7 protein-coding genes are annotated in these 12,638 nt (G+C 61.7%); 6 read left to right on the forward strand and 1 reads right to left on the reverse strand.

Features of this window, described 5'->3' with window-relative positions; translation table 11 throughout:
* Positions 1-113 precede the first annotated feature (113 nt).
* From HWX34_RS08425 to HWX34_RS08445, 6 genes are all read left to right on the forward strand, one after another.
* On the forward strand, positions 114-1,862 hold the full coding sequence (locus HWX34_RS08425) for an autotransporter assembly complex family protein (RefSeq protein ID WP_255496633.1): 1,749 nt from the start codon (positions 114-116) through the stop codon (positions 1,860-1,862).
* Positions 1,862-5,683 carry a translocation/assembly module TamB domain-containing protein gene (locus tag HWX34_RS08430; RefSeq protein ID WP_255496634.1) on the forward strand — a complete coding sequence of 1,274 codons (3,822 nt, stop codon included), beginning with the start codon at positions 1,862-1,864 and terminating at the stop codon, positions 5,681-5,683. Before HWX34_RS08425 ends, HWX34_RS08430 begins: the two co-directional genes overlap by 1 nt.
* Positions 5,684-5,833: 150 nt before the next feature.
* Complete coding sequence (locus tag HWX34_RS08435) at positions 5,834-7,036, forward strand: M20 aminoacylase family protein (protein WP_178971832.1); 1,203 nt, start codon at positions 5,834-5,836, stop codon at positions 7,034-7,036.
* A 31-nt stretch (positions 7,037-7,067) separates the two neighbouring features.
* On the forward strand, positions 7,068-7,757 hold the full coding sequence (locus tag HWX34_RS08440) for a nucleoside hydrolase (RefSeq protein ID WP_218645114.1): 690 nt from the start codon (positions 7,068-7,070) through the stop codon (positions 7,755-7,757).
* Positions 7,729-8,013 (forward strand): nucleoside hydrolase, encoded by a 285-nt coding sequence (locus HWX34_RS21555; RefSeq protein ID WP_218645115.1) that lies wholly within the window; start codon positions 7,729-7,731, stop codon positions 8,011-8,013. Before HWX34_RS08440 ends, HWX34_RS21555 begins: the two co-directional genes overlap by 29 nt.
* Positions 8,010-9,413 (forward strand): MFS transporter, encoded by a 1,404-nt coding sequence (locus HWX34_RS08445; RefSeq protein ID WP_178971833.1) that lies wholly within the window; start codon positions 8,010-8,012, stop codon positions 9,411-9,413. Before HWX34_RS21555 ends, HWX34_RS08445 begins: the two co-directional genes overlap by 4 nt.
* Here the strand turns inward: HWX34_RS08445 and HWX34_RS08450 are convergent.
* Complete coding sequence (locus HWX34_RS08450) at positions 9,389-12,559, reverse strand: EAL domain-containing protein (protein WP_178971834.1); 3,171 nt, start codon at positions 12,557-12,559, stop codon at positions 9,389-9,391. The genes HWX34_RS08445 and HWX34_RS08450 overlap by 25 nt on opposite strands.
* Between the last annotated feature and the right edge of the window lie 79 nt (positions 12,560-12,638).

Consider the following 12,638-nt stretch of genomic DNA (forward strand, 5'->3'; position numbering starts at 1 on the left):
GGCGGATCATTCCGCCCTTTTTTTTGGCAGTACCCTCCACCCGCTCTGCCAACAGCCCTCGCCAGACTGAACCAGTTTCGCTACCATCAGTCGGATTCCAGATGAATGCCGACATGCTGCCACGAACCTCTCCCCTTGCCTTGTCATCCGCCCTTGCCCTGACGCTGTGTGCCGCACCAGCCTGGGCTAAGGTGGATTACACCGTCAGCGTGGATGCCCCATCGAGCCTCGGCAGCCTGTTGAATGATCATCTGGAACTGGTTTCCGCCCGCAACGACCCGGACCTGGACGATTTCCAGTTGCAGGCCATCATCAAGGAAACGCCAGCGGCGGCACAGGCTCTGCTGGAGACCGAAGGCTATTTCAGCGCCGTCATCCGGGTAGAGGAGCAAGGCGAGCATCACTATGTCATCAAGGTGGAAGCGGGTGAACCCGTCATCATCGAAGATGTCACCCTGCAATTGAATGGCGACATCCGTCAGCAAGCCGACTACCGCCAACGGCTGGCCGCTGTGCTGGAAGCCTGGTCGCTGCCGATTGCGGCACCCTACCGGCAGGACGACTGGAGCAGCAGCAAGCGTGCCATCCTGCGTTTGCTTACTGTCGATCGCTTCCCGCTGGCCAAAATCGTCAAGAGTCAGGCCGATATCGACCCGCAAACGCATCGCGCCCAGCTGCTGGTGGAAGTGGACAGTGGCCCGCTGATTCGCTTTGGTCCGACCAATATCAGCGGTAACAAGCGCTATCCGCTGAATGTGGCCACCGGCCTTGCCGACTTCCGCCAGGGCGACCCTTACCAGCAAAAGAAATTGCTGGATTACCAATCGGCACTGGAACAGGCTCCGCAATATTCCGGCGTGGTGGTGAGTGCCGACATGGCCCGCATTCTCAATAACGAGGTGCCGGTTGATGTGAGCCTGACCGAATTCCCCAAGCAAAAGCTGGAATTCGGCCTGACCTATGATTCAGAAGACGGGCCCGGTGTTCGTGTCGGTTACGACTACTACAATCTGTTTGGCAAAGGCTGGACCGGCTCCGCCTTGCTGGATTGGAAAAACAGCGACCGCAATCTCAGCCTGGGCCTGGGTTTCCCGCGCCAGGCGGACAATTACTCACACTCCATTACCTCAACATTCAAGGAAACCGATATCCAGGGGGTGAAAACCACCGCGATCGATGCCGGTGCCTGGCGTATTCGCAGCCACGAAAAAATCAACGCCCGCTTTGGCGTGGAGTTCATCCAGGAAAAGGAAACCATCGGCAACACGCCCAGTAACAATACCCGGGCCGTACTGGGTGTATTCGGCTGGACACGGCGCGATGTGGACGACACCTTGCGTCCCCGTTCCGGCACCCTGCTGGATGCTTCCCTGTCCAGTACGCTGGGCGGATTGTTGTCCACCACCAGCTTTGTCCGTGGCTATGCCCGTGGGGTCAGCTACTGGAGCCCCTGGCCCAAGTACGGCACGCTGTTGACCCGCCTGGAGGTGGGGCAGGTGTGGGCCAAGGACAGCGATGAGGTGCCGTCCTCCCAGTTGTTCCGGGCTGGCGGTTCCAACAGCGTGCGCGGTTATGAATACCAGAGCCTGGGTCTGCCCGGTGCTGATGGTGCCGTGGTGGGGGGCCGTGTCGTGGCGACGGCCACGCTGGAATACCAGATTCCGGTGGCAAAGGACTGGGCGCTGGCCCTGTTCCATGATGCCGGTAATGCCGCGCAAAGCTGGCAAAGCTTCAAGCTGGAACACGCAAATGGTATCGGCGTGCGCTGGATGAGCCCCATTGCACCGCTATCCATGGATATTGCCAAGGCAGAAAAGGACGGCAAGTTGCGCTGGAACATGAGCCTGGGGCTGGCATTCTGATGCAGGACATGCCATTGCCAGAGCAGGCAGCAGCGCCACCAGCCAGCCCGCCATCTCAGCCAAAGCCGCCGCGCCGCCGTTGGGGCCGTCTGCTCTGCCTGCTGGTGCTGCTGGCCCTGTGTGCTGCACTGGGCTGGCTGGGTGGCAGCGCACAGGGCCTGGCCTGGCTTTGCCAGCAACTGCCGGCATTGAGCCAGCAGCAATTGAGCATTACCCGTAGCGAAGGCAGCCTGTGGTCCGGTTTTACCCTGCACGATATCCGCTGGCGCGCACACTACCAGGATGTCGACATCGACCGTCTGCAACTGCAATGGCAGGCATCCGACTTGTGGCAGCGCCGCCTGCAAGTGCAGCTGCTTGATATCGGCCATGTCCGGGTGAACAGCCGTCCGGCCCCGGCAACGCCACCTGCCGGTGCGCCCGCCTCCCTGTCGCTGCCACTGGATATTCGGGTGGAGCGTCTGCAACTGGCCAGCCTTAGCCTGCTACCGGCGGATGTCAGGCTGTATGGCTTGCAGGCCAGCTATGCCTACCAGAATCAGCAGCATCAGCTACAGCTGACCCGGCTACAAACGCCATGGGGCAGCACCAGCGCCCGTCTGTCCCTTGCCGACAGCGCGCCATTTGCCACCCAGGGTCAACTCAGCGCCCAGGGCGAGCTGGAGCAGATTCCAGTGCAGGCCCGGCTGCAACTGAGCGGCCAACTGCTGGCCTTGCAAGTCGATGGCACTGGCAGCGGCAAAGGCATGCTGGTAGAAGCGCATGGCGTGTTGCGCCCGTTTGCCCTCAATCCCTACAACCGCTTTGGCCGGCTGGATGTGCGGGTAGGCGGCATCAATCCCCAGTCCCTGTTCCCGGCCTGGCCCAAGGCGCGGCTGGGTTTTGCCGTGCATGCCGAGCCGGATGGCGGCTCGCGCATCAAGGGTGGCCTGTCGCTGCTCAACAGCCAGCCCGGGCCGCTTTCGGCCAATCAACTGCCCATGTCGCTGCTGGTGGGCGAGTTCCGTGCCGATGACAAGGTACTGTTCCTGGACAAGCTGATGGCCCAGCTGGGCGAGGGGCAGCTTAACCTCACGGGCAAGGTGGAGCCTGGCTCGCTAGACATGGTGGCGCTGCTGCACAATATCCGCCTGAAAACCCTGTATGCGACCGCGCCGGATGACACCATCAAGGGCACCGCACGCGTAGTCGGGCCGCTGGCCGGGCCGGATATCCGTGCCAGCCTGTATGGCAAGAGCCTGCAACTGGAAACGGCTGTCGGTTTCGAACAGGATGCGACAGGCAGAAACCTGTTGTTGCGCCAACTGGCTCTTACAGCAGGTGCCGGCAAACTGCAGGCATCCGGCAAGCTGGGACTGGAGGGTAAACAGCTTTACCAACTGGAAGGGCAGTTGCAAAAGGCCGACCCGTCCCGCATGCAAGCAGGCTTGCCAGTAGGCGAGCTCAATGCCGCCATCAAGGCCAGTGGTCAGCTGGCCCAGCCGCTTTCTGGCAAGATCGCCTTGAAATTTGCTCCCAGCCGGCTGTCCGGCGCCCCCTTGTCCGGCCAGCTGAGTGCCGACTGGCAGGGCGAGCGTCTGCATCAGTTGCTGGCCGACCTCACCCTGGCCAGTAACCGACTGCAAGCCAGTGGCGCTTATGGCGTAGCCGGAGACAAGCTCAAGCTGCTGATTGATGCCCCTAATCTCTCGCTGTTGGGCCGTGGTTTTTCCGGCACCATCAAGGGTCAGGCCGAATTGAGCGGAACGCCCAAGGCACCGTTGCTCAGCACCAGTCTGCGGGCCGAACGGCTGCACCTTCCCGGTGACTTGTCGGTGCAAAGCCTCAGCCTGGATGGCGACATCAAGGCCGATGCAGGCAGCCCTTTCCGTCTGCAACTGGCGGCGGACAAACTGCAGGCCGGCAGTTTTACTGCCGAACAATTGCGTGCGCAAGGCAGTGGCACCCGCACCCGTCACCAGCTGCAACTGGATGGCCGACTGCGTCTGTCCGGGCAACCCTATCAGCTGCAACTGGCGGCCAGTGGCGGCTTGCCGGCCAATAGCGGGCAATGGCAGGGCGTGCTTGAACGTCTGGAGCTTGCCGGCAAACCCGGACTCAGCCTGCAATCGCCGCTGGCGGTCGAGGCCGGGCCTGCGCGCGTGCGGCTGGGGGCGGCACGCTTCAAGCTGCTGGGTGGCAGCCTGTCGCTGGCGGGGCTGGAGCGCAGTAACGGTGTCCTCACCACGCGTGGCCATGCCGAAGGCCTGCATCTGAGCGAGCTGGCACCATTGCTGTCACTGCCGGTGGAGCAGAACCTGGTACTGGATAGTGGCTGGGCGCTGAATCTCAATGGCAAACAGCCGCAAGGCGAGCTGTGGCTCAAGCGGGTGGCGGGTGATGTCCGTCTGCCTGCCGAAGCCGGGCGGCCAGCCCCCCTGGGCTTGAAAGCGGCACAGCTTGATGTGCGGCTGGATGGCGGCAGCCTGCGGTTTGACAGCACTATCGACAGTCAGTATGCCCAGTTGTCCGGCAAGGGCAGCCTGCCGTGGAATGGCGGCAACATTGACATGCGTACGCCGCTGGCGGCCAATGTCAGCGTGTCGCTGCCATCACTGGCCGCATTGGCACAGCTGTCTTCACCCGCGCTGGAACTGGGTGGCCAGCTGTCTGCCAACCTGAACTTGACCGGTCCCTTGGGCCAGTTGCAAGGGCAGGGCAATATTCAGGGCAGCAAGTTGATGCTGGCTGACCACCGTACCGGCATTCATCTGGGCGATGGCGTACTACAGGCCCATCTGAACGGTCGCAGCCTGGTGCTGGACAAATTGCGCTTTGCCAGTGGTCAGGGCGATGTGGTGGCCACCGGCAGCCTGGATTTGCGAGAGGCCGGACCGGATGCCGTGGTACGGGTGGTGCTCAACAAGTTCAGCGTATTCGACAAACCCAGTCGCAAGCTGGTTGTTTCCGGCAACGCCGAACTGAGCATGGTGGAGCACAAAATCGCCCTGACGGGCCGTATCCGGGCTGATCAGGGTCGGATTGACCTGCCCAAGGGCGGTGCACCGACACTCAGCGACGATGTGATCGTCAAGGGCCGAGCCTCGGCCGAGCCCTCGGCCTTTGCCAGCCTGCCGCTGACCGTGGCGCTGGATCTTGATCTGGGAGACCGCTTCCGCTTTGTCGGTCAGGGGCTGGACGTCGAGCTGACCGGCGTGGTCAAGGTTTCAGCCAGCCCGGGCCAGCCGCCGGGGGCGCGTGGCCAGGTCCGGGTGGTCAAGGGGCGCTACAAGGCTTATGGCCAGGATCTGGATATCGAACAAGGCATCATCAGCTTTGTCGGGCCGCTGGATAATCCGGTGCTCAATGTGGTGGCCAAGCGTCATTTGTCTCCGGTAGGCGCAGGGGTGGAGGTGTCCGGCAGCGTGGCTTCGCCGCGCATCCGCCTGGTGGCGGATGAATCCATGTCTGAAAAAGACAAGCTGGCCTGGCTGGTGCTCGGTCATGCTGCCAGTGGCGATCGGGATGATTCTGCGCTGGCGGCATCCGCCGGTCTGATGCTGGCCGGGTCCATCAACGACCACGTTGGCCTGTTCGATGAGCTGGGTATGGCCAGCCGCAAGGAACGGACCCTGGCAAATGGTACGGTCAGCCCGGCAGAGCAGGTGGTCACCGTAGGACGTCAGCTTACCCGCGAGCTGTATCTGGGTTACGAATACGGCGTGACCAGTGCCGACCAGGCGGTCAAATTGATGTATCAGCTCAGCAAGAACTGGTCCATGGTGTTGCGCGCCGGTACCAATGCCTCGGTGGAGTCGCGCTACACCCTGCGATTTGACTGATACCTTGCGCGTTTTTTCCGTAGTCATCCCATCCGGCCAGAGCTCTCCTGATCGGATGGGGTAACACTGCCCTTTCTTCCGGTATCGCTATACCCCGCTTTTCTTTCAGTCTCTGCACTTCATTCCCAGCACTCGCGGAGACCTCCCATCATGTACAGCCCCATCCTGCCTGGTATTCAGCGCATTGCCGACGAAATGATCACCTTGCGGCGGCAACTGCATGCCCACCCCGAATTGGGATTTGAAGAGTTCAATACCAGTCGGCTGGTCAAAGAAAAGCTGCAGGCCTGGGGGTATGAGGTGCAGCACGGTATCGGTGGCACCGGCGTGGTCGCCACCTTGCAGTGCGGCAAGGGGCCGAGCATCGGTTTGCGGGCGGATATGGACGCGCTGCCCATTCAGGAGAGCAGTGCGCGCCCCTGGGCCAGCCAGATCGACGGCAAAATGCATGCCTGCGGTCATGACGGGCATACCGCCATCCTGCTGGCGGCGGCCTGCGAACTGGCGCGCAGTCGCCGCTTTGCCGGGACCTTGCAGCTGTTTTTCCAACCGGCCGAAGAAGGACATGGTGGCTCGGGTGCCAAGCGCATGCTGGATGAAGGCCTGTTCCAGCGCTTTCCCTGCGACGCCATTTTTGCCCTGCACAATATGCCGGGCATCCCGTTGGGGAAGATGGGTTTTCGTGCCGGTGCCTTCATGGCCTCCACCGATACCATCACCATCCGGCTGCATGGCACCGGCGGGCACGGCGCAATGCCTCATCGTGCCATCGACCCTGTTGTGGTGGCGTCCGCACTGGTGATGGCGCTGCAAACCATCGTGTCGCGCAATGTCTCCCCGCTGGATAGCGCGGTAGTGACGGTAGGCGCCTTACTGGCCGGCGATGCGGCCAATGTCATTCCCGCCAGTGCCGAGTTGCGCCTGACAGTACGGGCATTGAAGGCGGAAGTCCGCGAACTGCTGCATCTGCGCATTCGCCAGCTGGCCGAGCAGCATGCGGCCGCTTACGGCGCACATGCAGAGGTCATCTTCGAGCATGGCTATCCGGTACTGATCAACGACGACATCATCACCCATCAGGCCAGTCTGTTGGCACGCGAGTGCCTGGGCGCGGGCAATGTGCTGGAAGACATTGCTCCTCTCACCGGCAGCGAAGATTTTGCCTACTGGCTGGAGCAGGTGCCCGGCTGCTACTTCATTGTCGGTAATGGCGATGGTGAGGGCAGCTGCATGGTGCATAACCCCGGCTACGACTTCAATGACGAAGCCCTGCCGCTGGCAGCCAGCTTCTGGGTCCATCTGGTGGAGTACTGGCTGGCCAAGGACGACGTCGTGGCCGATGCCACCCGTTGAATTCCATTGCCCGAGCAAGCAAGGACCTCCCATGCCCCAAAAAATCATTCTCGATTGCGATCCGGGTCACGACGACGCCATTGCCATGCTGCTGGCTCATGGCAGCCCAGCCATCGAACTGTTGGCCGTCACCACGGTGGCAGGCAACCAGACACTGGAAAAAGTGACGCGCAATGCACTGGCGGTGGCCCAGATCGCCGGGATCAAGGCCCCCATTGCCGCCGGATGTGACCGCCCGCTGGTACGGCCAAGTGAAATCGCTCCTGCCATTCATGGTGACAGCGGCATGGACGGGCCGGTGCTGCCGCCACCCACCCGTCAGCTTGACCCCCGGCATGCGGTGGACCTGATCATAGAACTGATCATGGCGCATCCGCCGGGCGAAATTACCCTGGTACCAACCGGCGCGCTGACCAATATCGCGCTGGCTGTGCGCAAGGAGCCGCGCATTGCCGACCGGGTACGGGAAGTGGTGCTGATGGGCGGCGGCTATCACACCGGCAACTGGAGTGCAGTGGCTGAATTCAATATCAAGATCGACCCGGAAGCGGCGCACATCGTATTCAACACACCCTGGCCACTCACCATGGTGGGGCTGGACCTCACCCACCAGGCCTTGGCCACCGCAGAAGTTCAGGCAGGTATTGCCGCCCTGGCCACCCCCCCCAGCCCGCTTCGTGCAGGAGCTGTTGTTGTTCTTTGGCGAGACTTACCGTCGTGAGCAAGGTTTTGCCTGGCCCCCGGTACACGACCCCTGCGCGGTGGCTTATGTAATCGACCCGCAGGTGATGACGGTACGCAAGGTGCCGCTGGATGTGGAACTGCAGGGTGCGCTGACGCTGGGTATGACGGTGGCGGATTTCCGCGCACCGCCGCCGCCGGACTGCCATAGCCAGGTTGCGGTGCAACTGAACCATGCGATGTTCTGGCAGATGGTGGAAACGGCCTTGCGTCATATCGGGGAGGGGGGCCAATGAATACCGGCAAGTCTCAAGTGCCGGTTGCCAGCCTGATGACTGCACTGTTGGCCGCCTGTGTGGCATTCCAGCTCAATGCCAGTATGCTCAGCCCGGTGTTGGTCACCATGGCCAAAGCGCTGCAGGCCAGCGAGGCGGCTGTCGGCTTGTCGCAAACCGCATTCTTTACTGCTGCTGCGCTGTTTTCCCTGTTCCTGCCCCGCCTGGGTGACATGCTGGGACGACGGCGCGTGTTGCTGGGCATGCTGCTGGTGATGCTGGCGGGCAGTGTACTGGCCGCCCTGGCACCATCCATTGGGGTCTTGCAGCTGGCGCGGCTGGTGCAGGGGGTGTCTGGCCCGGTGGTGCCGGTTTGTCTGTTGATGCTGTACCACGAAGTGCATGAACCAAGGCGTTACGGTCTGCTGATGGGTGTGATAACTGCCGTGAATGGTGGTATTGCCGGTATTGATGCCATTGCCGGTGGCTGGCTGGCCACCCAGTACGGCTTCCGCGCGGTGTTCTGGTGCATCGCCGTGGTGGCGGCGCTGGCCTGTCTGCTGGTGGCCTGGCTGGCACCGGAATCGCGGCCATCGCCACAGTCGCGCATGGACTGGCCTGGCGTGTCCGCCCTGGTCTTTACACTGGGCTGCTGGTTGTGGGCCTTGCAACTGCTGGCTGCCGATAGCAGCTGGCCCGCTGTGCTTGGCATGGCGCTGGCCGGGGGACTGGGTTTGCTGCTGTTTCTGTATCAGGAAGGGCGCAGCCCGCAGCCCTTGCTGGCACTGCCCTTGCTGTGCCAGCGCCGGGTCTGGGCCTTGCTGCTCACCACGGTGCTCACCATGACCGGGGTGTTTGCCATCATCAATGGCCTGGTCATGTCCCATGCGCAGGAGACGGCGGGTCACGGCCTGACGGCAGAACAGGCCGCCTGGCTGTTGCTGACTCCCTATGCGCTGATTGGCTGGCTGGTAGGGCCATGGGCCGGTCAGCTGGCACCGCGTGTGGGCTATGGCCGGGTACTGAGGCTGGGCTTGGCTGGAAGCATGCTGGCCATCGTGTTGATGCTGCTCTACGGCTTGTCCAGCCTGTGGTGGATGGTGGCTGCCACCTTGCTGGCGGGGGTGGCTTATGCCGGCACCGCCAACATTATTCTCAATGGGCTGGGTGTGGTGCTGTCACCGGCGGATGCACCGGGCTTGTTGCCCGGCCTGAATGCCGGGGCTTTCAATCTGGGGGCCGGTTTGAGCTTTGCCTTGCTACCGGCCATGGCCTATTACACCGGCCCGGCAGGCGGCATGTTGCTGGGGCTGGTGATGGTGCTGCTGGCCTGGCTGGTGTCTTTGCTGATTCCTCGCCCCGGCAGGGCAGAACTGGCCGTGGTAGCGGCAACTGCTCATCCCACGGTTGCGTCGAGCTGACTTTCCAGCTTGCTGGCCGTTTGCGGTCGTCCCAGCAGATAGCCTTGCACGCCACCGCAGCCCAGCTTGCGCAAATACTGGTGCTGGGCATCGGTTTCCACGCCTTCGGCCAGCGTATTCATGCCCAGTGCCCGTGCCAGGTGAATGATGGCCGATACAATCGCGGCGTCTTCGCTGTCGCCGGGTAGTTCGCAGACAAAGGAACGGTCAATCTTGATGGTGTCCGGCGCAAACCGTTTCAGGTAAGCCAGGCTGGAATAACCGGTGCCGAAGTCGTCAACCGACAGCCGTACGCCCATGGCCTTGAGAATGGATAGCTGACGGGAGGCCAGGTCGGCATCTTCCATCAGCGTGCTTTCAGTCACTTCTATTTCCAGATAGTGTCCCGGCAGCCCGCTACTTTGCAGGGCGGCACGGACGTCATCCGTGAAGTCGGTACGGGCCAATTGTCGTGCTGACACATTTACGGCCATCTTGGGCAGGGGCAGGCCCTGTGCTTGCCAGCTGGCCATTTGCTGGCAGGCCTTGTGCAATACCCAGCGTCCCAGCTGGACGATCAGGCCGCTGTCTTCCGCAATCGGAATGAAGCGGGATGGCATGATCAGGCCCTCGGTCGGATGCTGCCAGCGCACCAGTGCTTCGCAGCCTATCATGGCATTACTGTTGATGTCGTACTGCGGCTGGAACAGCAGGAACAGCTCATTCTGCTCCAGTGCATGGCGCAGGCGGTTTTCCAGCTGCAAGCGTTCGGCCACCTGGCTGTTCATTTCCCGGGTGTAAAAGCGGAAAGTATTCCTGCCCTGGGATTTGGCGTGGTACATGGCCAGGTCGGCATTCATCAGCAGAGTCTGGATATCCTGTCCGTCATCAGGCAGCAGGCTGATGCCGATGCTGCAGCCCACCACCAGCGAGGCACCGCCCACGTCAAACGGAGCCTGCATCGCGCGCAGTATGCGCTCTGCCACCTGTGCCGCTTCGTCTGGCTGGCTGATGGCAGGCAGGATCAGCACAAACTCGTCTCCGCCGGTCCGTCCCACCGTATCCAGCTCGCGTACTGCACCGCACAGTCGGCTGGCCACCTGTTTGAGCAATTCATCGCCCTTGTTGTGACCCAGGGTGTCATTGATGTTCTTGAAGTGGTCCAGGTCGACAAACAGCACCGCCAGCTTGCCGGCCAGGCGCTCTGCCTGGCGAATGGCTTGTTGCAGGCGATCGTGGATGAGAATCCGGTTGGGCAGGTCGGTCAGTGCATCGAATTCCGCCAGATGCTGGATGCGTGCCTCATGCGCCTTGCGTTCCGAAATATCACTGAACAAGGCAACATGGTGGGTGATGTTGCCCTGCTCGTCCGACAGCACGCTGATATTCAGCCATTCCGGGTAGGTTTCCCCGTTTTTGCGCCGGTTCCAGATTTCTCCGGACCACTGCCCGTACTGGCTCAGGTGATGCCACATCTGCTGGTAAAAATCGGCATTGTGCTGGCCGGATGCCAGCAGGGCCGGGGTACGGCCCAGCACGTCCTGTTCGCTATAGCCGGTTATCTGGGTAAACGCGTGGTTGACGGCCAGGATACGGTTGTCGGCGCTGGTGATCAGGATGGCTTCGTTACTGGATTCGAATACCCGCGCCGCCAGCCTTTGCTGACGTGCGGCATGGTGGCGCTGGCTGATATCGCGGGCGGTGGCACACAGATAATGCTCATCCTGATAGGCAAGGCCGGTCAGGGTGACTTCCAGATGCTGGTGCCCATCGACATTCTCCAGCCGGGTTTCAAAGCTGTGCGGCAGGGGGTGATCGCTTGCCGTCGATAGCAGGGACATCAGTTGCCGGTGATGGGCCTCGTCTTGCTCCAGATAGTCTCGTGCTGCCCGGTTGGCGTAAACCAGCGTTCCGTGGCTGTCTTGCAACAGCACCATGTCGGTTGCGTGGTCAATCATGAAGTGATTGAGCTTCAGCGCGCGGCTGTTGGCTTGCAGCTCGGCATGGCTGCGACGCAAATCATCCTGGTAACGTGCCAGCAGCGCGTTGATCCAGCGGTTGAAAAACCAGTACAGCAGGCTGGCACTACCCATGGCCAGCAGCGTCATCAGCACCGTGGCCTTGATCCGCTGCAGCAACTGGGCTTCCAGCAATGTGCTGGCCTGCTGATTCTCCACCTGAATCGACTGCACATGCATGGCGTTGATCAGCGTCCAGTTCCACTCCGGCAGTCGGTGCACATAGGCCAGATGACTGACCGCCTGCTGCTTGTCCGGTTGCGGCACGCTGTAGCTGAGGTAGCCACCCTTGCGGCCCAGTTGCATGGCTTCACGCGCCCGGCTGCGCAAAGGTTCGGGTAGTGACTGGTAGTGCTGGCCCTGCAAGCCTGGCGCGGCCAGGTACAGGCGCAGTACGCCGCGCTCGTCAATCACCATCAGGTCGTCCTTGTCCCCGCCTTGCTGGCTTCCCGCCAGCAGGCTCAAGGCTTGTTGCTGTAGTTCTGCTTCCACATTGGCCAGGTATTCGCCACTGCCGATCAACCAGTCATATGGGGCAAAGTGCCGTGCGTAGGCAATCTTGTCCGCCATCTGCCGGGTGCCGGGCAGATACCAGCGATAACTGGAGAAACCGGCTGCTTGCGGGCCACGGACCGAGGCTATCAGGGTTTGCATGATGTAATGCCCCTGATCGTCCCGGTTATCCAGCAAGGCGCTGCCTTCGCGCTCCGGCACCGTGGGCAGCAGCACACAGCGGCCATCCATGGTGTCGATGAAAAAATAGCCCCGGCCATCAAAAAAACGCAGCGGTCGCAGTGCCGTCACAATCAGCGCCTGTACTTCGGCGGCAGGCAGGCGCTGGTGCTCGTGTTGCCAGATACGTTCGGCCAGCAGATAGGCCTGGTCCACCTGAACGCGCAATTGCTGGCGCATGTCCTCACGGGCACGGCTGCGCATGGCCAGCAGAATGTGGCTGGTCTGCTCTGCCGACGATTGCAGATAGGCACGTGCATGCAGGTAAGCGTCGCGTTCGACTTGTTGTTGGCGTGCGTGGTAATCCGTCCGGCTGGCAAGCAGGAAATAAGTGGCCAGAGTCATGGCCAGCAAGAAGATGATCAGCAGGGTGCCAACTAACTGCAAACGCCACAGTCTGGCCTGATTGCGCAGCATTGATAAACGGATTCCACAAAAATGGCCGGCCAGTATAAATCAATGTCCTGGCTGCGCCGGAAAGAAAGTGCCACAACTT

The organism is Aquitalea sp. LB_tupeE (assembly GCF_013391415.1).
In the GTDB taxonomy this organism is placed as follows: Bacteria; Pseudomonadota; Gammaproteobacteria; order Burkholderiales; family Chromobacteriaceae; genus Aquitalea.